Annotated in this window: 20 protein-coding genes; 14 read left to right on the forward strand and 6 right to left on the reverse strand. The window is 69.5% G+C overall.

Annotation, left to right across the window (positions count from 1 at the left end):
* Positions 1-5 precede the first annotated feature (5 nt).
* Genes DEJ51_RS35650 through DEJ51_RS29955 form a run of 3 tightly spaced genes read left to right on the forward strand, consistent with a single transcriptional unit; the run spans position 6 to position 1,268 of the window.
* Positions 6-344 (forward strand): AAA family ATPase, encoded by a 339-nt coding sequence (locus DEJ51_RS35650; RefSeq protein ID WP_372449467.1) that lies wholly within the window; start codon positions 6-8, stop codon positions 342-344.
* On the forward strand, positions 328-450 hold the full coding sequence (locus DEJ51_RS35655) for a hypothetical protein (protein WP_263411722.1): 123 nt from the start codon (positions 328-330) through the stop codon (positions 448-450). Before DEJ51_RS35650 ends, DEJ51_RS35655 begins: the two co-directional genes overlap by 17 nt.
* Complete coding sequence (locus DEJ51_RS29955) at positions 447-1,268, forward strand: ABC transporter permease subunit (protein ID WP_030648638.1); 822 nt, start codon at positions 447-449, stop codon at positions 1,266-1,268. Before DEJ51_RS35655 ends, DEJ51_RS29955 begins: the two co-directional genes overlap by 4 nt.
* A gap of 14 nt (positions 1,269-1,282) precedes the next feature.
* Here the strand turns inward: DEJ51_RS29955 and DEJ51_RS29960 are convergent, their stop codons facing one another.
* From DEJ51_RS29960 to DEJ51_RS29970, 3 genes are all read right to left on the reverse strand, one after another.
* Entirely contained in the window at positions 1,283-1,936 is a 654-nt protein-coding gene (locus DEJ51_RS29960; protein WP_053613062.1) for a CBS domain-containing protein, read from the reverse strand.
* Between the two features lie 9 nt (positions 1,937-1,945).
* Complete coding sequence (locus DEJ51_RS29965; protein ID WP_150260730.1) at positions 1,946-2,416, reverse strand: Crp/Fnr family transcriptional regulator; 471 nt, start codon at positions 2,414-2,416, stop codon at positions 1,946-1,948.
* A gap of 95 nt (positions 2,417-2,511) precedes the next feature.
* Positions 2,512-3,882: an MBL fold metallo-hydrolase RNA specificity domain-containing protein gene (locus tag DEJ51_RS29970; protein WP_107091886.1), complete on the reverse strand. Its 1,371-nt coding sequence runs from the start codon at positions 3,880-3,882 to the stop codon at positions 2,512-2,514.
* 482 nt (positions 3,883-4,364) lie between these two features.
* Here DEJ51_RS29970 and DEJ51_RS29975 point away from each other — a divergent pair, with 482 nt between their 5' ends.
* Both DEJ51_RS29975 and DEJ51_RS29985 read left to right on the forward strand, forming a co-directional pair.
* The gene (locus DEJ51_RS29975; protein WP_053613059.1) at positions 4,365-5,045 is read left to right on the forward strand and encodes a helix-turn-helix domain-containing protein; all 681 of its coding nucleotides are present in this window, start codon (positions 4,365-4,367) and stop codon (positions 5,043-5,045) included.
* Between the two features lie 540 nt (positions 5,046-5,585).
* On the forward strand, positions 5,586-7,511 hold the full coding sequence (locus tag DEJ51_RS29985; protein WP_223836033.1) for a multicopper oxidase family protein: 1,926 nt from the start codon (positions 5,586-5,588) through the stop codon (positions 7,509-7,511).
* A 377-nt stretch (positions 7,512-7,888) separates the two neighbouring features.
* Here the strand turns inward: DEJ51_RS29985 and DEJ51_RS29990 are convergent, their stop codons facing one another.
* On the reverse strand, positions 7,889-8,287 hold the full coding sequence (locus DEJ51_RS29990; protein ID WP_030648611.1) for a hypothetical protein: 399 nt from the start codon (positions 8,285-8,287) through the stop codon (positions 7,889-7,891).
* 281 nt (positions 8,288-8,568) lie between these two features.
* Between DEJ51_RS29990 and ppsA the strand changes: the two genes are divergently transcribed.
* From ppsA to DEJ51_RS30030, 8 genes are all read left to right on the forward strand, one after another.
* The gene (ppsA, locus tag DEJ51_RS29995) at positions 8,569-11,010 is read left to right on the forward strand and encodes a phosphoenolpyruvate synthase (protein WP_030648607.1); all 2,442 of its coding nucleotides are present in this window, start codon (positions 8,569-8,571) and stop codon (positions 11,008-11,010) included.
* Between the two features lie 56 nt (positions 11,011-11,066).
* A complete protein-coding gene (locus DEJ51_RS30000; RefSeq protein ID WP_030648591.1) occupies positions 11,067-11,525 on the forward strand; it encodes an Hsp20/alpha crystallin family protein in 459 nt (152 codons plus the stop codon).
* Positions 11,522-12,025: a flavodoxin domain-containing protein gene (locus DEJ51_RS30005; protein WP_053613058.1), complete on the forward strand. Its 504-nt coding sequence runs from the start codon at positions 11,522-11,524 to the stop codon at positions 12,023-12,025. The genes DEJ51_RS30000 and DEJ51_RS30005 overlap by 4 nt, the downstream gene beginning before the upstream one ends.
* Before the next feature lie 97 nt (positions 12,026-12,122).
* Positions 12,123-12,716 carry a hypothetical protein gene (locus DEJ51_RS30010; RefSeq protein WP_053613057.1) on the forward strand — a complete coding sequence of 198 codons (594 nt, stop codon included), beginning with the start codon at positions 12,123-12,125 and terminating at the stop codon, positions 12,714-12,716.
* Positions 12,709-15,393, forward strand: a complete 2,685-nt coding sequence (locus DEJ51_RS30015) for a cation-translocating P-type ATPase (protein WP_150260732.1) — start codon at positions 12,709-12,711, stop codon at positions 15,391-15,393. Before DEJ51_RS30010 ends, DEJ51_RS30015 begins: the two co-directional genes overlap by 8 nt.
* Before the next feature lie 18 nt (positions 15,394-15,411).
* Positions 15,412-15,711, forward strand: coding sequence for a DUF1876 domain-containing protein (locus tag DEJ51_RS30020; protein WP_053613055.1), 300 nt, complete (start codon positions 15,412-15,414; stop codon positions 15,709-15,711).
* Between the two features lie 124 nt (positions 15,712-15,835).
* The gene (locus tag DEJ51_RS30025; RefSeq protein ID WP_053613054.1) at positions 15,836-16,738 is read left to right on the forward strand and encodes a universal stress protein; all 903 of its coding nucleotides are present in this window, start codon (positions 15,836-15,838) and stop codon (positions 16,736-16,738) included.
* Entirely contained in the window at positions 16,738-17,328 is a 591-nt protein-coding gene (locus DEJ51_RS30030; protein WP_223836034.1) for a universal stress protein, read from the forward strand. Before DEJ51_RS30025 ends, DEJ51_RS30030 begins: the two co-directional genes overlap by 1 nt.
* A 108-nt stretch (positions 17,329-17,436) precedes the next feature.
* On the opposite strand, the gene DEJ51_RS30035 is transcribed toward DEJ51_RS30030, so the two are convergent.
* Positions 17,437-18,141 carry a response regulator gene (locus DEJ51_RS30035; RefSeq protein WP_053613052.1) on the reverse strand — a complete coding sequence of 235 codons (705 nt, stop codon included), beginning with the start codon at positions 18,139-18,141 and terminating at the stop codon, positions 17,437-17,439.
* 107 nt (positions 18,142-18,248) lie between these two features.
* Complete coding sequence (locus DEJ51_RS30040; protein WP_053613051.1) at positions 18,249-18,893, reverse strand: CBS domain-containing protein; 645 nt, start codon at positions 18,891-18,893, stop codon at positions 18,249-18,251.
* 325 nt (positions 18,894-19,218) lie between these two features.
* Between DEJ51_RS30040 and DEJ51_RS30045 the strand changes: the two genes are divergently transcribed.
* Positions 19,219-19,722: a pyridoxamine 5'-phosphate oxidase family protein gene (locus DEJ51_RS30045; RefSeq protein ID WP_053613050.1), complete on the forward strand. Its 504-nt coding sequence runs from the start codon at positions 19,219-19,221 to the stop codon at positions 19,720-19,722.
* The last annotated feature ends 4 nt before the right edge of the window (positions 19,723-19,726 follow it).

The raw sequence follows: 19,726 nt of genomic DNA on the forward strand, positions 1-19,726 counted from the left end.
GCACGGTGGGCGGGTACTCGCGCGGCATGAAGCAGAAACTGGGCCTGGTGCAGGCGCTGCAGCACGATCCCCAGCTGGTGGTCCTGGACGAGCCGACCGAGGGGCTGGACCCTCTGGTCCAGGAAATGTTCTTCGAGTTGATGGAGCAGGCAGCGGCCGACGGCCGCACGGTGCTGTTGTCCAGCCACGTGCTGCCGGAGGTGCAGCGGGCCTGCGGACGCGTGGCGATCGTCCGGGAAGGGGATGCGCCCTTTGGGGCGCGCGGAACAGTGGGCGCCCCGCTGGGAGGGCGACCGGGTGGAGCTCCTCGTACCCCCGAGCGAGGTGGTGGAAGCACTGCGTGAGCTGCTGGCCTTGGGAGTGGCCGACGTCATCGTGGAGGAGGCGGGTCTGGACGAGGCGTTCCTGGATCTGTACCGCAACGGCCAGGCGGAGGGGGCCGCGCCGTGAAGACGCGGTGGCCCCTGCTGTGGCTGGCACTGCACCGGCGTCGGCGGATGCTGGTGGCCCTCATGGTGGGGATGGTCACCTTCGAGGCCCTGATCGTGGTGGTGGCGAACACGATCGCGCCCGGGCAGCTCTTCTCTGCGGGCGGGAAGGGCCCTCCGTCGGCGTACCGTGCGTTCAGCGGCTCGGGCGGAGACGTGTCGATCGCCAGCTACCCGGGGCTGCTCGGGGCCGGATTGGTGCATCCCTTCTGGATCGCCATGCAGCTGACCGCTATCGGGGCGCTGGCCGCGGCCGCGGTGGCGGCCGACGTGGAATCCGGGACGATCGAGCTCATCGTGGTGCGCCCCGTGAGCCGCAACCGGCTCCTCGCCGAGCGGACCGCCGCCGTGGTGATCGCCGCCCTCGCCCTCAACGCCGCGGCGACGCTGACGGTGGCGGCGGGCGTCTGGTTGTCCCCGGACATCCACCGGGACGTGCCGTTGAGCGGTGTCTTCGCGGCGGGGCTGATGGGGTGCGGCTTCGCGCTGTGCCTGGCCGGACCGGCCCTGGCCGTGTCGGCCTGGGGGAGCCGACGCGCGCAGGTGATCGGTGCGACGATCGCCATCGGGGCGGTCGGCTTCGCGGTGAACTTCATCGCGCTGGCCTGGTCGAAGGCGGCGCCCCTGCGGTTCATCAGCCCCTTCCACTACTACACACCGGGTGACGCACTGGCACAGGGACATGTGCTGTGGCCGCAGCTGGGAGTTCTGGTCGGGGTCGGAGTCGTGGGGCTTGTTCTCGGCCACGCGTTGCTGATGAAGCGGGACCTGGCCCCGTAAGGCTGACATGGCGCTTACGCAGAGGCGGGGCCTTCGAGCCGGCAGTGCACGCCGACCACACCTTCGACGGCCCGGGCGAGGCGCGTGGCCACGGGGATGAGGTGCGGGTCGCGGGTCCTTCCCGACAGGGTGACGATCCCGTGTGTGACGTCGACCGTGATGTCACGGTGCGAGAGGGGGAAGAGACGGTCGACGACCTCGCGGCGGACCTCGGCGGCCAGGTCGTCGTCGGCGCGGAGGAAGACCTTCAGGAGGTCGGCGCGGCTGACGATGCCGAGGAGGGTGCCGTCGGCGTCGACGACCGGAAGCCGTTTGATGTGGCGGTCGGCCATCAGGCGGGCGGCCTGGGGGAGCGTGGCGTCGGGGCGGATCGTGACGGCGGGTGTGGTCATCAACTGCTCGGCGCGGACCGATCCGGCCTTCGCGGTGTCGCCGAGGCGGCGCATCTGCTCGATGAGGCTCGGTCCGTGTTCGTGGAACTCCTCCTTGGTGAGGAGGTCGGCTTCGGAGACGACGCCGACGACATGGCCTTCGCCTTCGATGACCGGGACCGCGGTGACCTTCCAGCGCTCCATCGCGGTGGCGATCTCCTTGAATTCGGCGGCGGCGGTGACGGTGACGACGGTCTTCGTCATGACGTCGTTGACGGTGTACGGGGTGGAGGTCATGGCTGGTCCTCAGCGGGCGTAGGCGAGCGGCATGTCGCTGTGGTGGGGCGCGAACAGGTCGAGGATCCGGGTACGGGCCGAGTCGAGGCGACGGGCGATGACTGCGGCGACAGCGGTCGATATGCAACGGCCCACGGCGGCGTTCTCGTCGCAGAGCTTCCGTACGGCCTCGGCGTCGAATTCGAGCGCCCGAACGGGGTGGGTGGTGACGGCGCCGAGGTGCCAGGAGTAGGGCGGGACCATCCATGACCAGCCGAGGAGCTCTCCTGAGCCGAGGGTGTCGACGACGGCGGCTTTGTGGCCGGGGACGTGCAGGTCGAGGGTGACGGTGCCGTTCTCGATGATCCAGAAGCGGTCGGCCCGCTGCCGTTCCTTCAAGATGCGGGTTCCGGCGGGGATGTCCACGCGGTGGGCGTGGGCGAGCAGAGTCCGGCGTGCTTCGGGTTCCATCTCGTCGAGGAGCGTGGTCATGGCGGTCATGGTGTGCCTCCAGCCGTTCCCCTTCAGGGTCGTGCCGGTCTCTTGGGGTGCGGGAGGGCCTCGCGGGGCATACCGCAGGGCCCATACGGCCCGGGTCAGCGGACCAGGACGGCCTCGCCGGATTTGGGTACGACGGCCGTCCATCCCAGCTCGTGGTCGATGCGGTCCCGGAGGGTCTCGGCGGCGGTCTGCTCGCCGTGGACGAGGTAGGTGGTGTGTGGGGGCGGGGCGTCGCGCAGCCAGTCGATGATCTGGTCGGCGTCGGCGTGGGCGGAGAAGTGGGGTACGTCGGCCACCTCGGCGCGTACGGGGACGTACTCGCCGAACATCTTGAGGGTGCGGGCGCCGTCGACGAGGTCGCGGGCGCGGGTGCCGGCGGCGGCGAAGCCGACGATCACGACAGCGTTGCGGGGGTCGGGCAGCAGCCGGTGCAGGTGGTGCAGGACCCGGCCGCCGGTGGCCATGCCGGCGGAGGAGACGATGACCGCGGGGCCTGTGGTGCTGTTGATGTCGATGGACTCCTGGACGGTACGGGCGGCCAGGAAGGGCTCTGGGCTGAACACCGCCTCGCCCTGGGCCAGGATCTCGGGCCGCAGTTCGGGAGCGCGGGACCGCAGGGCGTCGCGGTACACGTCCAAGGCGGCCAGGGCCATGGGGCTGTCCACGTAGACGGGCACGTGGCGGGGCAGCGTGCCGTCGCCGCGCAGCTCGGCCAGCTCGTGCAGGACGACCTCGGTCCGGTCGATCGCGAATGCCGGGATGACGACGGTTCCTCCTCGCGACAGCGTTCGGGTGATCACGGCAGCGAACTCGCGCCGTGCCGTCTCGTGGTCGTGGCGGCGGTCGCCGTAGGTGGACTCCATCAGCAGCACGTCGGCGCCGGTGAAGGGCTCCGGGGGCAGCAGCAGGGGGTGCCCGGGACGACCAAGGTCGCCACTGACGGCCAGGGTGTGGCCGTCCTCCAGCGTGAGGTGGGCCCAGGCTGAGCCGAGGATGTGTCCGCCGTGGTGCAGCGTCAGCTTCGTTCCGGCCATGATCTCGATCTCGCTGCCGACCTCGACCGGGTCGAAGAACTTCAACGTGTTCTCGACGTCCGAGTCGTCGTAGAGCGGCTTGGCGGGGCGGTGCTTGGACCAGCCGTGACTGTTGGCGTGCTCGGCGGCCTCCATCTGGAGGCGGGCACTGTCGCGGAGCACGATCTCGGCGAGGCGGGCCGTTCCGGGGGTGCAGAGGATCGGACCACGGAAGCCGTGCCGAACCAGGCGCGGCAGATAGCCACAGTGGTCCAGGTGAGCATGGGTCACGACCACGGCGCGGAGGTCGGAGGCGTCGAAGCCGGGCTTGTCCCAGTTGCGACGGCGCAGGTCCGCGAAACCCTGGAAGAGCCCGCAGTCGACCAGGATGCGGGCGTGGTCGCTCTCGACGAGGAACTTGCTGCCGGTGACCGTGCGTACTGCACCGAGCAACCGGAGGAGTGCAGGTCTGGGCGAGGCGGTAGCGGGGCGCGGGGCTGTCTCGGACATGACCCGCCCTCCCTTCGGTAAGGGGATCCGGTTCTCACCATTGCACCGTGTGTAAGGGCCGACAGGGGGCCGACAGGCCCACGCAGGGGACCGACCGGCCCATGCGCGGGCGGTCGAGCCCGGTCCAGCCTGGCGGTGCAACCTCCTTAACGTATGCAAGGGAAGATGGGGAGCGTCGTGAAGACACTCGCCTTCCAGGGCCCGGACAGACGCAGCCAGCGCGATCGTCCGTGCCGACGCCGTCACCGTCCGCGGCCTCGACGAGAGCATCGCCGAAGGCGACGTGCCCGAGGTGAATTCGGTCAGGATCCTCGGCACGGGACGTATCGGCCTGGCCCCCATCGTGACCGCCGGTCTCCACAGCCCCGGCACACGTTGCCATGGTTCCGGCCACCCAGCCCTGACACCGAGAGGACGTGAAGACAATGAGGAGAACCCAGCACGGGCCGGGCGCCACAGAGGCGCCGGCCGGACGTACTGACCTCGGGCGGCGGATCGCCATGCACCGTGAGGAACTCGGCCTCACCCGGGACGAACTGGGTGAGCGCTGCGGCGCTGACGGCGCGTACATCACCTACCTGGAGGAACACGCGGCAGCGCCGGCGATCGGCTCCCTTCTGCGACTCGCCGACGCGCTCGGGACGACCGCCGCGGAACTCTCCGGCGCGACGACGGAATACCCGCCAGGCAGAGGAACGGCCGTGCGGGATGCCAAGCTGGTCGAGTTGTCCGAAGCCGAGTGCCGACGGCTGCTGTCCACGCACGGCGTGGGCAGGGTCGCCGTCTTCACCCCGGAGGGTCCGGCGATATTCCCGGTCAACTACGTGGTGGCGGGCCGCGACATCGCATTCCGGACCTCGGGTGACGCGGTGCTTGCACGGGCCGCCGGCACCGTGGTGGCCTTCGAGGTCGACCACATCGACGACGCCACGCGCCTGGGCTGGAGCGTTATGGTCGTAGGCGAGGCGGGAGGCGTCACTGACGCGGAGGAGCTCGGTCGGCTTGACGCAGTCGCGTACTCCCTGCCCTGGGCCGGCGGCCCGAGGACCCATTGGATGAAGGTCACCGCGATCCGGATCACTGGGCGCCGGGTGATCAGGCAGTGAGTCCGCTTCGAGCCGTCGTTCTGGACACCGACGGGGTCCTCCTCGATTCCGCCGCGCTGCATGCTGTTGAGTGGAAGTCCGATTTCGACAGATTAACGCCGCGGATCCGCCGGCGTGCGGCACTGCATGGACGGTCGCCGCCCGAAAAGAGCACGCGTTCACGGAAGCGCTCAGGGACGGAGCGGTCGAGACGTTCGACGAGGTCCGGCCCGCACACAACGGCGCCGCCCGGCCGCATCCTTGGGGTTCCAGGAGGCCGACGGACCACGAGAAAACCGAGGCTGAGCGCAGGCTATTTGCCGGCAACGGATATGGGCGATGACTGTGCCGGTTGCGGCTCGCTCGCTGCCTGCCCCGACAGCCCGGCGCCACGCCGGACATCCTTCGATTACTTACCGTGCATCCCACTTAACGTTGAGTAAGGAAGTGATCGATGCCCTAGGGCTGCAGAAGGCGAGAGAGATGATCGCGCGAAGAGACCTGCTCGTAGCCGGGGCCGTTGGTGGAGCGGCCCTGGTCCTTCCGGTCCCTAATGAGGCGGTGGCACTCCCGAACGAGACCGCGGTGGTTCCGGGGGCCAGGTCTGTCGGGAAATTCGCAGTCTCCACCCTGGACCCCACGACCATCCCGAAATACGTCACCAACCTGGTGATCCCGCCGGTGATGCCGAAGGCCCGGCACCCGGAGCGGCACGGCATCGATACGTATGTCATCGGCGTCCGGCAATTCAGCCAGCAGGTATTGCCTCCCACTCTGCCGTCCACCACCCTGTGGGGATACGGCTCGCTCGGGGACAACAGCACGTTCAACTACCCGTCGTTCACCATCGAGGCCAGCGTAGACAGGCCTGTCCGGGTCACCTGGGTGAACGATCTCGTCGACAGCCAGGGCCGTTTCCTCCCGCACTTGCTGGCGATCGACCCCACCCTGCACTGGGCGAACCCGCCGGGCGGAAATGCCGGGCGGGATTCGCGGCCGACCTTCACATCGACGCCGGGTCCGTACACCGGCCCCGTACCGATCGTCACGCACCTGCACGGTGGGCATTCCACCGAGGAGAGCGACGGCTACACGGAAGCGTGGTACCTGCCACGCGCGAACAACATTCCTCCGGGATTCGCCACCGTGGGCTCGTTCTACAACGAGTTCCGGGACAAGTTCGCCGATGCGCACCGCCTGAAGTGGGATCCGGGTACCGCGACCTTCCAGTACGCCAACGACCAGCGGGCATCGACCCTCTGGTTCCACGACCACACCCTGGGTCTGACCCGGCTCAACGTCTACGCCGGACCCGCCGGCTTCTATCTGCTCCGCGGCGGTGAGTGCGACCTGCCCAAGGGGGCCCTGCCCGGCCCGGCGCCCGCCTCCGGAGATCGGCCGGGTACCCGATACCACGAGATCCCCCTGGCCATCCAGGACCGCTCGTTCAATTCGGACGGCTCGCTGTTCTACCCCACGACCCGGGAATTCTTCGACGGGTTCGCGGGTCCGTACATTCCCACGACCGATGTGTCCCCCATCTGGAACCCCGAATTCTTCGCCAACACCATGGTGGTCAACGGCCGGACATGGCCGAAGCTCGAAGTCGAACCGCGTCGCTACAGGCTGCGCTTCCTCAATGGATGCAATGCCCGGTTCCTCATCCTGAAGATCGCGGACAGTCCGACCGTCAGACCGGCCCGGTCGGCCGTACCGTTCTGGCAGATCGGCAACGAAGGCGGGTTCCTGCCCGCACCAGTGCGGCTGGAGCGGCTGCTGCTGGCCAATGCGGAGCGGGCCGACGTCATCGTCGACTTCACCGGGATTGCGGAAGGTACCGAGCTGTACCTCATCAACGAGGGCGCGGACGAACCCTTCGGCCGGGGCGAACCGGGCGTGGCCTTCCCTGTGGCGGATCCGGCCACCACTGGGCAGGTGATGAAGTTCGTGGTCGGCCCTCTGGCGAGCAAGGACACCAGTGTCCCGCCGGATCGGCTCAGGCTGCCCAGGATCAGGCCACTTGGCTCGGCGAGCGTCACCCGTCGGCTGTCCCTCAACGAGGCGAACTCCAGCAACCCCTTGGTGCCACCGGGAACGCCCGTCCAGAACCTGCTCGGTACGGTCGACTCCGCCGGCAATCCGGTCTCGCTCGCCTGGGACGACCCGGTCACGGAGAACCCGAGGCTGAACGCGACCGAAACATGGGAACTGCACAACTTCACTGTGGACGCCCACCCGATCCACATCCACGAGGTGGCGTTCGAGGTGGTGAACCGGCAGCCGTTCAACGGGGCAGCCATTCCGCCGGAGAGCTGGGAGCTCGGTTTCAAGGACACCGTGATCGCCTATCCGGGAGAAATCACCCGGGTGAAGGCGCGGTTCGATCACCCCGGTCGCTTCGTCTGGCACTGCCACATCGTCGAGCACGAGGACAACGAGATGATGCGGCCGCTCCAAATCGGAGGCAGGCGCAAGGAGGGCCACTGACAGGCCGGCCGCCAGCGACTGCGGACCGGCCGCCTCGGCCGGTCCGCGTCCGGCACCTCCTTCTTCCCCCGGATGGACTGAAGCCCCGTTACGGCACTTGGGGCACGAGAATGGCAGCGGGCCCTGAGGGGTTTGGACAACAGCCCCAGGTTGCTGACCTGGGGCTCTGTCTTGGAGCGGAAGACGGGAATCGAACCCGCACGATACGCGTGGGAAGCTCTGTGCACGCTCGGCAACGGTCGGCTCGCCACGCGCGCACCCCTTCTCCCGAATAGCCCCTCCCCTTCCGCTGTACCTGCCCGGTGGACGGGCCGCGTCCGTGGCCTTGGTCGGCAGCGGTGGTTCCGCATGGAAGTCGGCCGATCAGCGGATCCCGCTCATCCGCTCCTGTCAGCGGGGGCGGCGGATGCTGCTTTGAGACGGTCCCTCACCACCGAGGTCAGGGCCTTCAACTGCGGGGAACCTGTTGGCACAGGGCTCTCGGGGCGATGGATGAGGCGTGCTGCCTCCGGCAGATCCACGAGATCAGCCTCGAAGCGGGCTCTGGCCGCGGCGAGGGTGTCGGGCGGGCCGGTCCGGCGGCCGTCCCGCATCACCGTACGGAGCAGGGGCACCGTACCGTCAGGCGGTTGCTCGTCGGACAGACCGATCACATCCGCGCAGCCGGCCGACGCGAGCATGCCCTCTCGCAGGTAGGACATCGTCACCTCGTAGAGGTCGGTGGTCGTCGTCTCGGACATACCCCCAGCCTGCACGGCCCGCAGCTTGTCGGGCATGAGCCCTTCGGTTCCCTGCTCGGCCTGCCATGGGCCGGTCGGCCCCTCCCCGGTGAGGCCCGGTCGGCCCCTTGCCGCTGCACCTCTCGGCACTGAGGCGCAGCCACCTCCCGGTGTGATCGTGGAATCCGGATACCGATGCAGGCTCCGTTCCCGTCGGAGGTGGGCACCATGCAGCGCATCCGGATCCAGTCCCGCCAGAAGCAGCCCCACAAGCTCGCGCCGCTGGACCTGCGAACCCCGTCCGGCCGCCCGCTCCCCTATTGAGCCCGGAGGTCGTCATGGCAAGCACGCGGCGAGTCATACCGTTCGCGGAACTCGGCCGGCAGGAAGTCGGCAGTGTCGGGGGCAAGAACGCCTCACTGGGTGAGATGACCGCACACCTGGCCGATGCCGGCGTGCGCGTCCCTCCGGGGTTCGCAACGACGGCCGCCGCGTACGGAGAGCTGCTGGACGGGCACGGACTCCGGGGGCGGATCGAGGAACAGATCGCGCGCCTGCACGAGGGCGCCGCGCTCGATGAGGTCGGGGCCGCGATACGGTCGATGACCCTCGCCGAGCCGCTGCCCCCAGGGCTGCGGGCCGAGATCGTCTCGGCGTACGAGCAGCTGGGGCGCGACGAAGGCCGCGCGGACCCCGAGGTCGCCGTACGCAGCAGCGCCACCGCCGAGGACCTGCCGGAGGCGAGCTTCGCTGGCCAGCAGGAGACCTACCTGAACGTGCGGGGGACCGCCCAATTGCTGGAGTCGGTGCATCGCTGCTATGCCTCCCTCTACACCGACCGAGCCATCGACTACCGGGAGCGGATGGGCTTCGACCACCTCCAGGTCGCCCTCTCGGTCGGTGTTCAGATCATGGTCCGGTCGGACCTGGCCGGTGCCGGGGTGATCTTCACCCTCGACCCGGAGAGCGGATTCCCCGAGGTCATCGTCATCAGCGCGGCGTGCGGACTGGGCGAGACGGTCGTCAGCGGGCAGGTCGACCCCGACGAGTACACCGTCTTCAAGCCGAGCCTGAAGGACCCGGATCTGGACCCGCTGATCGACGTACGTGTCGGAGCGAAGCGCCGGAAGGCGGTCTATGCGGAACATGGACTGACGCGGACCGTTGATACCACCGACGAGGAGCGCTCGCAGAGGGTCCTGAACGACGCCGAAGTGAGGCTCCTCGCCGACTGGGCGCTGACCGTCGAAGGGCACTACGGCTGCCCCATGGACCTGGAATGGGCCAAAGACGGCCTCACCGGCGACTTGTGGATCGTGCAGGCCCGGCCAGAGACCGTTCAGTCCCGCCGCGCCGCCTCCACTCTGCGCCGCTGTCGCCTGACGGCCGTGCCAGGTACGCCTCTCGTGGACGGCATCGCTGTCGGCGAGGCGATCGGCAGCGGGCCCGTCGTCGTCCTGGACTCGCCCGTCGACCTCGACCGCTTCCCGTCCGGCGGGGTGCTCGTCACCGGTATCACCGACCCGGACTGGGAACCGATCATGAAGCGGGCCTCCGCCATCGTCACCGACCACGGCGGCCGCACGTCCCACGCCGCGATCGTCAGCCGCGAACTCGGCGTCCCCGCCGTCGTCGGCACCAGCCGTGCGACTCAGGCCCTGTACGACGGACAGAAGGTGACCGTCTCCTGTGCCGAAGGCGGACGCGGCAAGGTCTACGACGGGCTGCTCGCCTACGAGGAGACCGAGACCGACCTTGCGGACATCCCCGCCACCCGGACACACGTCATGCTCAACCTCGCCGACCCCTCCGCCGCCTTCCGGTGGTGGCGCCTGCCGGCCGATGGCGTCGGCCTGGCCCGGCTGGAGTTCATAGTGGCGCACCAGGTCAAGGTCCATCCCATGGCTCTGCTGCACCCCGAGCGCCTGGATCCCGCCGACCGTTGCGCCGTCGACCAGCTCACCGAGGGATGCCTCGACCGCACCCGCTACTTCACCGATCGCTTGGCGTACGGCATCGCCCGGATCGCCGCCTCCCGGTGGCCCGCCCCCGTCGTCGTACGGACCAGCGACTTCAAGACAAACGAGTATGCGCGCCTCGTCGGCGGCCGGCCGTTCGAGCCGGTCGAGGCCAACCCGATGATCGGCTGGCGGGGCGCGAGCCGCTACTACAGCGACGGATACCGGGAGGGCTTCGCCCTCGAATGCCGGGCCCTGCGCAGGGTCCGCGACGAGATGGGCCTGACCAACGTCATCGTCATGATCCCGTTCTGCCGCAGCCTCGAAGAGGCCGACCGGGTGCTGGGCGTCATGGCCGAGGAAGGCCTCAGGCGCGGGGAGAACGGGCTGAAGGTCTACGTCATGGCGGAGATCCCCGCCAACGTCATCCTGGCCCAGGACTTCGCCGAACGCTTCGACGGCTTCTCCATCGGCAGCAATGACCTCACCCAGCTCACCCTGGGGGTCGACCGCGACTCCGAAGCCCTCGCCCACGTCTTCGACGAGACCAACCCCGCGGTCACACGGAGCATCGAGATCCTCGTCCCCCGCGCCCAGGCCGCAGGCCGCCCCGTCGGTCTCTGCGGCCAGCGCCCCAGCGACGACCCCGCCTTCACGGAGTTCCTGGTCAAGGCCGGGATCGACTCCATCTCCGTCGCCCCTGACAGCTTTGCCGCGGTGAAGCAGCACGTGGCCGCCGCCGAATCGGTCCGGTACGGGGAGGGCCGAACGGCCCCATCAGGGACCCGATGGTCTCAAGCGGAGCAGCCGTCAGCCTCGTGAAAGTGGAGGAAGACAACGTATGAAGGCGCTGATCGGGCGCCGGAACGGAGCACACCATGTCAGGAACGCACCTGGAGCGCAGGCGCAGCCCGTTCCCCGACTTCAGGGACTGGTTCGGCACCGAATTCCCACGGTTCCCGCTGTGGCGGTCGTCGTTCGACACCTTCCCGATCCCGATCGAGGTGACTAACAAGGAGGGGCAGTACACGCTGCGCGCCGAACTTCCCGGGATGGACCCCGACAAGGACATCCAGATCACGGTTGAGGGGGACACCCTCACCGTCAGCGCCGAGCACACCGAGAGCAAGGAGGAGAAGGATCACTCGGAGTTCCGCTACGGCTCCTTCCAGAGAGTTGTGCGCCTGCCCGGGCCGATCCCCTCCGACGAAGTCGAGGCAGCGTACGAGGACGGCATCCTCACCGTGCGCGTGCCCATGCCGGCCTCGCCCGAGGAGTCCCGGCGCAGCATCCCCGTCAAGCGCACCACGGCGGACGGCAAGGGAGACTCGTCATGACGTCCAAGCGCGTCCTGGTCGCCTACGGCACCAAGCACGGTGCGACCGCCGGAATCGCGTCCGAGATCGGCAGGACCCTGCGTGAGGACGGCCTCGACGCCGTCGTGGTCCCCGCCGACGACGTGAACGACGTGCGCGGGTACGACGCCGTGGTGCTCGGGGGCGCCCTGTACGCCGGGCACTGGAGCGGCAAGGCCAAGCGCTGCGTCGAACGCAACGAGCACTACCTCCAGCACCGCCCGGTCTACCTGTTCAGCAGCGGCCCCGTGGACAGTTCCGCCGAGCAGCACGACATCGCGCCGGTGCCGGCGGTGGCCCGGGAGATGGAGCGCCTCGGCGCACGCGAGCACATCACCTTCGGCGGCAGCGTCACCGCCAGTACGCCCGGCTTCATCGCCCGGGCCATGGTCCGCGCGGGCAAGGGAGGAGACTTCCGCAACCCCGAGCGGATCCGGACGTGGGCCCACCACATCAGTGCCGAACTCGCCGCTCCCCACTGAGCGGCCGGGCAGGATCAGAGCGCGGAGGTGCACGATGTCCGAGGCCGGCACGCCCGGAGACGGGCCTACGCGATCGCGCCCGGCGACGGTCGGCCGTGTGCGTCGGCTGTTCGGCGGACGTCCGAACGAGCTGCGCCGTCCGGCCGACCGGACCCGGCGCCGCTGGAACATCGCCTTCGTGCTCTCCTTCCTGATCGCCCTGTCCTGCGGGGTCGTCGTCACGACGGCCGTCTGGAACGCCGAAAGCCGCACTGCCCGCGAAGCGGCCCGCCACCGACACCGGATCGAGGCAACGACGGTCGGCGCCGTGGAGCGCGTGGAAGCCAACCGCTCCGGCGGCACCTCCCGGACGGTTGCTCCGGCCGTCTGGGAGTACCCGGCCGCTCGCCGGCACTCCGCCACGATCTCCGTCCCGTTCGGCACACCAGCAGGCCGGACGGTCACGATCTGGGTCGATGACGCGGGCAGGGAAACGCAGAAGCCGTCGTCCGAAGCCCAACGCGCCCTCGCGGCCGCAGCCGCGGGAGCCGGATCATTCGCTCTGCTCGCCCTTGCCACGGGGGCAGTGGTCCGCCTTCGTCTGCTCCGCGTCGAGGCCCGCAGCCGGGCCCAGTGGGAGGACGAGTGGGAGGCCGTGGAGCCACGCTGGTCCGGCAGGCTGAAGCGCGAACAGGAGCCCGGCGATGACTGAGGCAGCCACCCGGCCCCCCTCGCCGGCCAAGGGGCTGCCCCCGAGCCCTGACCCCCTCGAACCGTTGCCGCTCCTGAGGCGCGAACTCGGCACCGGGCCGAGCGGCCTCTCAGCACGCGAGGCGGCCCGCCGCCTCGCCGTCTACGGCCCCAACGAGGTCCGCCGCAAGGCCCGCACCTCCCTGGGCCGCGAACTCGTCCGCCAGCTCGTCCACCCCCTGGCCGTGCTGCTCTGGGCGGCTGCCGCACTGGCCTTCGTGGCGGACATAGCAGTCCTCGGCTGGGCCATCGTCGCCGTGGTCATCGTCAACGCCGCTTTCGCGCTCCTGCAGGAGCGCCAGGCGGAGCAGGCAGTGGAGACCCTGGCCCGATATCTGCCCGAGCACGCATGGGTGATCCGCGACGGCCAACCGTCGGCCGTCGAGTCGCGCGAGCTCGTGCCGGGCGACCTCATCGTCCTCGAAGAGGGCGCCAAGGTCCCCGCCGACGCACGCCTGACCGACGGCGGCATCGAGGTCGACCTGTCGATGCTGACAGGGGAGTCCGCCCCCGCCGAACGCGTCGCCGGCCCCGGTCTCGCAGGGGCTCCGCTGCTCCAGGAGCCGAACCTCGTCTTCAGCGGTACCACCTGCACCGAGGGCCAGGCCCAGGCGATCGTGTTCGCCACGGGCGACCACACCGAACTCGGACGGATCGCGGCACTCAGCCAGCGCACCCAGCGCGACCCCAGCCCCTTGGAGCGGCAGGTCAAGAAGGTCGCCTGGCTGATCGCCGCCGTCGCGGTCGCCATGGGCGTGGTGTTCCTCGTGGCAGGCGTGGCGGTAGGACTCCCGCTGACCGACTCGCTGATCTTCGCCATCGGCCTGCTGGTCGCCAACGTGCCCGAGGGCCTGCTGCCGATCATCACCCTCGCCCTCGCCGTCGGGGTACGGGCCCTCGCCCGTCAGGGGGCCGTGGTCAAGGGGCTGAGCGCCGTGGAAACCCTCGGGTCCACCAACGTGATCTGCACCGACAAGACCGGCACCCTCACCCGGAACCGCATGCGGCTCCAGACCGTGTGGACACCTGAGCACGGGACGAACACCGGCCCCTGGGCAGGCGAACTCGCCCGGACAGGCGCGCTGTGCACCACGGTCACGCGGGACGCCGAGGGCCGGCTGCACGGCGACCCGACCGAGATCGCCCTGGTCGAAGGAGCCGGCGCCCACGGCGCCCCCATCGACCTCGACAGCAGGGACGGCGGCCGCCGGGCCGTCTTCCGTTTCGACCCGCGGTTGCGCCTGATGTCGGTCGTGCAGGAGTCGGAGCCGGACGGCGCCCACGTCATCGTCAAGGGCGCGCCGGAAGCGGTGGTGGGTGCCCTTGACGGCGGGGACCCCACTGCCGCACTCGCCGCTGCGGACCGGCTCGCCCACGACGGCATGCGTGTCCTGGCCGTCGCCGTGCGCGACCTGCCGGAGGGGGCCGCGACACCGGCGCGGCGCCAGGAAGCGGAGAGCGGTCTGCGCCTTCTGGGGCTCGTCGGCCTGTACGACCCTCCGCGGCCCGAGGTCGCGGAAGCCGTCCGACGCTGTCACGACGCGGGCGTTCGGGTCCATATCGTCACCGGCGACAACGGCGCCACCGCGGCCGCTGTCGCGAGGGAGGTCGGGATCGGAGTACCAGGCCTCACGGTGGTGGCCCAGTCCGAGACGGTGGGCGACCAGGAGCTCGACCAGCTCCTGGCACACAGCGACACCGAGGTCGTTTTCGCCCGCTCCTCACCGGAGACCAAGCTGCACGTGGCCGACACCCTGCGCGCACACGGGCAGATCGTGGCCATGACCGGCGACGGTGTCAACGACGCCCCCGCACTTCACCGTGCACACATCGGGGTCGCGATGGGCCGGTCCGGCACCGACGTGGCACGTGAAGCGTCCACGATGGTGCTGACCGACGACAACTTCGCCACCATCGTCGCCGCCATCGAATCCGGGCGCCGCGTCTACGACAACGTCCGCAAGTTCATCGTCTACATCTTCGCCCACGCCACCCCCGAGGTCGTGCCCTTCCTGGTGTTCGCACTCTCGGCCGGCACCATCCCCCTGCCGCTGACCGTCCTGCAGATCCTCGCCATCGACCTCGGCACCGAGACCCTCCCCGCCCTTGCCCTCGGCCGGGAACGGGCCGAGCCGGGCGTCATGAGCCGTCCGCCGCGGCCGAGCTCGCAGGGAGTCATCTCCCGCGACATGCTCATCCGGAGCTGGGGATGGCTCGGCACGGTGTCCGCCGCCCTGGTCATGACCGCGTTCTTCTACGTGCTGTGGCGGGCGGGCTGGCACCCCGGCGACCCCACCGGCCCCGGCACACCCCTCCACCACGCGTACGTCACCGCGACCACCGCCACGTTCGCCGGCATCGTCACCTGCCAGGTCGGCACGGCCATGGCCGCACGCACCGACCACGCCGCTCTGCGCGAGATCGGCCTGTTCACCAACCACCTGCTCCTCGCCGGCATCGCCTTCGAGCTGGTCTTCACCGCGGCACTCGTCTACGCGCCGCCGCTGCAAGACCTGTTCGGCACCGCAGCCCTCTCCCTCGACGTCGTCGCGCTCATCGCCACCTTCCCGGTCCTCGTGTGGGGCACCGACGAACTCCGGCGCTGGGCCCGACGCACTCGCCGAAGCACGAACGCCTGAACCCGTCCGGAGGCTCCCATGTCACACACGGCCGAATGGAAGGTCCGCCTCTACCTCTTCGAGGAGGACCACACGACGAAGGCACGCCTGGAACTCGACACGGGCACGAACAGGCTCACGGGCCACGGCACCGCCCGCTGCGCACCCCAGGACGACGACGTCCCGGAGATCGGCGAAGAACTCGCGGTCGCTCGTGCCATGGAGGATCTCGCCCTCCAGATGAAGCGAGCCGCCTACGGCGACATGCAGGCTGCCGGAGCTCCGTCCCTGCAGGAGTCCCTCAAGCCGTACAGCGGGTGGCTGGACACCACAGGGTGACCACGGAGGAGGCCCGACCGGGACCTTTGGCCCCCATGAAGGTCCTGAGCGGCCCTCTTCCCACAGGGGCATGCGGTGTCACTGTGAGGTCAGACCCTCACTGGCCCCGGGGCGAGGAGGAATCATGGAGCACACCGTCAGCGGTTCCGAACTCGGCTCCGTCGTCGTCGGCGTCGACGGCTCCGAGCCCGCCCGTCAGGCCGCGCTCTGGGCAGCGGGAGAGGCCGAACGCCGAGGGCGTCCGCTGCACATCGTGTACGGCGCCGACACGGACGGCCGGGCCCTCTACGCATCCGTCGAGACCATCGAGCGCGTCCGTGTCGCCGGCCGCGAACTGCTCGACGACATCGCTGCTGCGGTCAAGAAGCAGCACCCCGGCCTGGTCGCCACCACGGAATTCGGTCGTGGCGACCCCGTGGCCAGCCTGCACCGGGCCGCTGGTCGTCGCGGCACCATAGTGGTCGGCAACCGGGGGTTGGGCGGATTCACCTCCCTCATGCTCGGATCCGTGGGCCTGAAGGTGGCGGCCGGTGCGAAGACGCCCGTCATCATCGTCAGGGGAACCGAAAGCGGCGCCGAGAGCGGGACGGTACTCGCCGGGGTCCGTGACGAGCGAGATCTGGACTGTGTGCGTTACGCGGCGCGCGAGGCCGAGCTGCGCAAGGCCGAGCTGCGGCTGCTCCAGGTGTGGAACGTGCTCCAGTCCGTCGGCGACGTGATGACCATGATGGACGACATCAAGGAGATCGCCGACGAGTGCGTCCGGCACCTGACCGCGCTGACGGAGCGAATCCGCCGGGAATTCCCGGACCTCACCGTGCGGGCGGATGCCGAGAAGAGCGCGTCCGTCGCCGGTGTTCTCGTAGAGGCTTCCCGGCACGCCGACCTGCTGGTCATGGGCGGTCGCAGGGCGTCCGCATACCTGGGACCCACCCTTGGGCGGCATACCCACAGCCTCGTACACCACTCGCACTGCCCTGTGCTGCTCATCCCGCGCCACCCGGACGAGCACGGGAGTGGATCGTGATGGCCACCGCCGAACGCCGCGAGATCGTCGTAGGTATCGACCCGGCCAGGGACTGGCACTTGCCCCTTGCCTGGGCGTCTGACGAGGCCCACCGTCGTGGGATCGGGCTCCGACTCGTCGTGGCTGTGCCTCCGCCGCAGCGTATGCGGCAGGTTGATGACACACCCCGCAGGACGGCTCTGCGCCAGGCGGGCTCTGAAGCCCTCGCGGCGGGTTCCGACTGGGCGAGGGACCGACACCTGGGGCTTGACGCGGCCACTGATCTGATCGAAGGATTCCCCGTTCCCGCCATCGGACGCCTGTCTCACCAGGCCCGCATGCTCGTGCTCGGATCCCGTCACCTGAGCCGGACCGCGGAACTCTTCAGCGCCGGTTCCACGGTGGTCCCGGTCGTGGCCCAGGCGCATTGCCCCGTCGTCGTGGTGGGAAACCCCGAGCACACCACCCAGGACACGCCCTACCTGGTCGTCGGCATCGACGGCAGTGAGTCCTCGAGGGGCCGGGCGGTGCCCTGGCATCAGCCGCCCTTACGAGCCCGCTTCGCGGCAGCCCGACTCGCACGGCATGCATTCCGACTCCGTCGTCGGTGACCAGTACCGGCCGGGATGGCAATTTCCACCTGGGAATGGCGGAGGGAGGTCGTCGCAGCGGGCTTCGCAGTCTCACTTAATTGGCCGGACGCCACTCCCCGCAGTCACTCAGCTTCGGCCCTTGCCGCGCTCCGGCTCGTGTTCATGGACCTGCGTGGCGATGACAGCGGCCTGCACCCGGCGCTCCACCCCCAGCTTGCCCAGCAGCCTTGAGATGTGGTTCTTGACCGTCTTCTCGGACAGGTACAGCCGCTTGGCGATCTGCGCGTTGGTGAGGCCCTCGCCGATCAGTTCGAGTACGGAACGCTCCCGCTCGGAGAGAGCGGCCAGCCGATCGTCATCCGGAGCCTTGACGGCCTCCGGGTCCCGCAGGGAGTGCATGAGGCGGGCGGTCGTCGCCGGGTCCAGCATCGACTGCCCGGTCGCCACTGTCCGTACGGCCGAGACGAGGTCGGACCCCTTGATCTGCTTGAGGACGTAGCCGGCCGCACCAGCCATGATCGCGTCGAGCAGCGCGTCTTCGTCATCGAACGAGGTCAGCATCAAGCAGGCGAGTTCCGGCATGCGCGAGCGCAGCTCGCGGCACACGGTGATCCCGTCGCCGTCGGGCAGCCGGACGTCGAGTACGGCGACGTCCGGGCGCAGCGCCGGTCCGCGGGCCAGCGCCTGCTCGGCGGTGGCGGCCTCGCCGACGACCTCGATGTCCGGCTCCGCGTCCAGCAGGTCGTACAGGCCGCGGCGTACGACCTCGTGGTCGTCCAAGAGGAAGACCCGGACGGTTCCCTCGTAGGAGGCTGCCGGTACGTCGGACATGTACGCCCCTGTGATCGATCCGCATTGTATGTTTCATGCGAATTGTCTCAGGGGACCAGGCGGACGCACCTGGGCGGCGCCCCCGGGTTCCGGGGCGGTAAGAGGCCTCAGGAGGCCCCGGTGGGCTGCCCTTCCAGTTCCATCCGCACGTCCACCACGCCTTCCACGGCACGGACCGCACGGGCCATCAGCGGCACCAGTGCGCGATCACGGAGCGATCCGCGCAAGGTGACGACGCCCTCCTTCACCGACGCCTGCAGATGTACGGGAGGAGCGAGCCCGGCGAGAACCGAGTCGCGGATCTCCTCGCCGATCTCCTCGTCCGGTCGCAGAAACACCTTGAGCAGGTCGCTCCGGCTGACGACTCCCTCCAGCATCCCCACACCGTTCACCACGGGGAGGCGTTTCACGTGCTTTCGCGCCATGATCCGGGCAGCCTCGGCGAGTGTGGCGTCGGGGTGCACAGTCACGGCTGGGCTCGACATCAGTTCCTCGGCCAGCACACCCCCTGCCTTGGAAGCCTCTTCCAGCTGATCAGGAAGCACGGGGTCATCCCGCCGGAACTCCTCCTTCGGCAGCAGGTCCGCCTCGGAGACCACTCCGACGACGCGCCCCTCGCCCTCCAGGACGGGAACAGCACTGACTTTCCACTGGTCCATCAGCTCGACGATCTCCTTGTAGGAAGCCTCGCGGCCGATGGCCACAGCCGTATGGGTCATGACGTCGCTGACGGTGTACCGGAACGCGGGCATGACGGTCTCCTCACTGCTGGCGGTTCGGGTGGACGACACCGGCCGCAGGGGATGGCTGCCACTGCCGTGCCCAAGGCGACGATGCCCGTTCGGACAATCCAGAACCTGTCCGCTCGGCCACCCCGGTAGGGCGAGTGGTCCTCATGGCGGCCTCCGGCCGATTCCGATTCAAGTCTGAGCGGCACTGCAGGCGCCGGGGATGGGCCGACCGGCCCCCGATTCCGCAGGACAGGGGACCATTCGGCCCTGGCACGGCGTGCGAGACGGAAAAGACGCTGAGTGAAGCCGAGGCCGACAAGACAGGGCCGGAGCGGAGGTCCGCGTGATGGATCACGAAACCGCCAGGAGACCGGACCACCGCCCTGCCCCGGACCCCGCGCGGTCCACGGAGCAGCTGGACCGCTCCGAAGCGTTGCGGCTCCTGGGCACCGTCTCGCTCGGCCGTATCGTCTTCACCCACCAAGCGCTGCCGGCCATCCGGCCGATGAGCCACATCGTCGACGGGGAGGACGTGCTCGTGCAGCTCGACGAAGGCGCTTCACACGCGTCGCTGGTGGCGATGCCGGGCGAGCCCGGCATCGTCCTCGCCTACGAAGCCGACGCCATCGACCCCGACACACATCTCGGCTGGAGCGTCGTAGTAGTCGGCTACACCGAGCTCGTCGTGAACCGCGACGAAGCCGAACGGCTCGCGGCCCTGCTCGATCCGTGGAGGAACGAGGCGATGCCCCGCATCCTGCGGATCCGGTCCGAACTCGTCACCGGGTTCCGCCTGTGGCCGGAACCTCGGCCGATTCCGGCCGCCGGTGAGGTCCGGCCCCGCTTCTGACACC

Origin of the sequence: Streptomyces venezuelae, assembly GCF_008642275.1 — a bacterium.
Taxonomy (GTDB): Bacteria; Actinomycetota; Actinomycetes; order Streptomycetales; family Streptomycetaceae; genus Streptomyces; species Streptomyces venezuelae_E.

Coding starts and splice junctions, on each gene's coding strand:
- DEJ51_RS30025 (WP_053613054.1), top strand. CDS start 15,836: ATGGAGCACACCGTCAGCGGTTCCGAACTCGGCTCCGTCGTCGTCGGC.
- ppsA (WP_030648607.1), top strand. CDS start 8,569: ATGGCAAGCACGCGGCGAGTCATACCGTTCGCGGAACTCGGCCGGCAG.
- DEJ51_RS29975 (WP_053613059.1), top strand. CDS start 4,365: ATGAGGAGAACCCAGCACGGGCCGGGCGCCACAGAGGCGCCGGCCGGA.
- DEJ51_RS30040 (WP_053613051.1), bottom strand. CDS start 18,893: ATGCCCGCGTTCCGGTACACCGTCAGCGACGTCATGACCCATACGGCT.
- DEJ51_RS30000 (WP_030648591.1), top strand. CDS start 11,067: ATGTCAGGAACGCACCTGGAGCGCAGGCGCAGCCCGTTCCCCGACTTC.
- DEJ51_RS30020 (WP_053613055.1), top strand. CDS start 15,412: ATGTCACACACGGCCGAATGGAAGGTCCGCCTCTACCTCTTCGAGGAG.
- DEJ51_RS29965 (WP_150260730.1), bottom strand. CDS start 2,416: ATGACCGCCATGACCACGCTCCTCGACGAGATGGAACCCGAAGCACGC.
- DEJ51_RS30005 (WP_053613058.1), top strand. CDS start 11,522: ATGACGTCCAAGCGCGTCCTGGTCGCCTACGGCACCAAGCACGGTGCG.
- DEJ51_RS29960 (WP_053613062.1), bottom strand. CDS start 1,936: ATGACCTCCACCCCGTACACCGTCAACGACGTCATGACGAAGACCGTC.
- DEJ51_RS29990 (WP_030648611.1), bottom strand. CDS start 8,287: ATGCCCGACAAGCTGCGGGCCGTGCAGGCTGGGGGTATGTCCGAGACG.
- DEJ51_RS30045 (WP_053613050.1), top strand. CDS start 19,219: ATGGATCACGAAACCGCCAGGAGACCGGACCACCGCCCTGCCCCGGAC.
- DEJ51_RS30015 (WP_150260732.1), top strand. CDS start 12,709: ATGACTGAGGCAGCCACCCGGCCCCCCTCGCCGGCCAAGGGGCTGCCC.
- DEJ51_RS30030 (WP_223836034.1), top strand. CDS start 16,738: ATGGCCACCGCCGAACGCCGCGAGATCGTCGTAGGTATCGACCCGGCC.
- DEJ51_RS30035 (WP_053613052.1), bottom strand. CDS start 18,141: ATGTCCGACGTACCGGCAGCCTCCTACGAGGGAACCGTCCGGGTCTTC.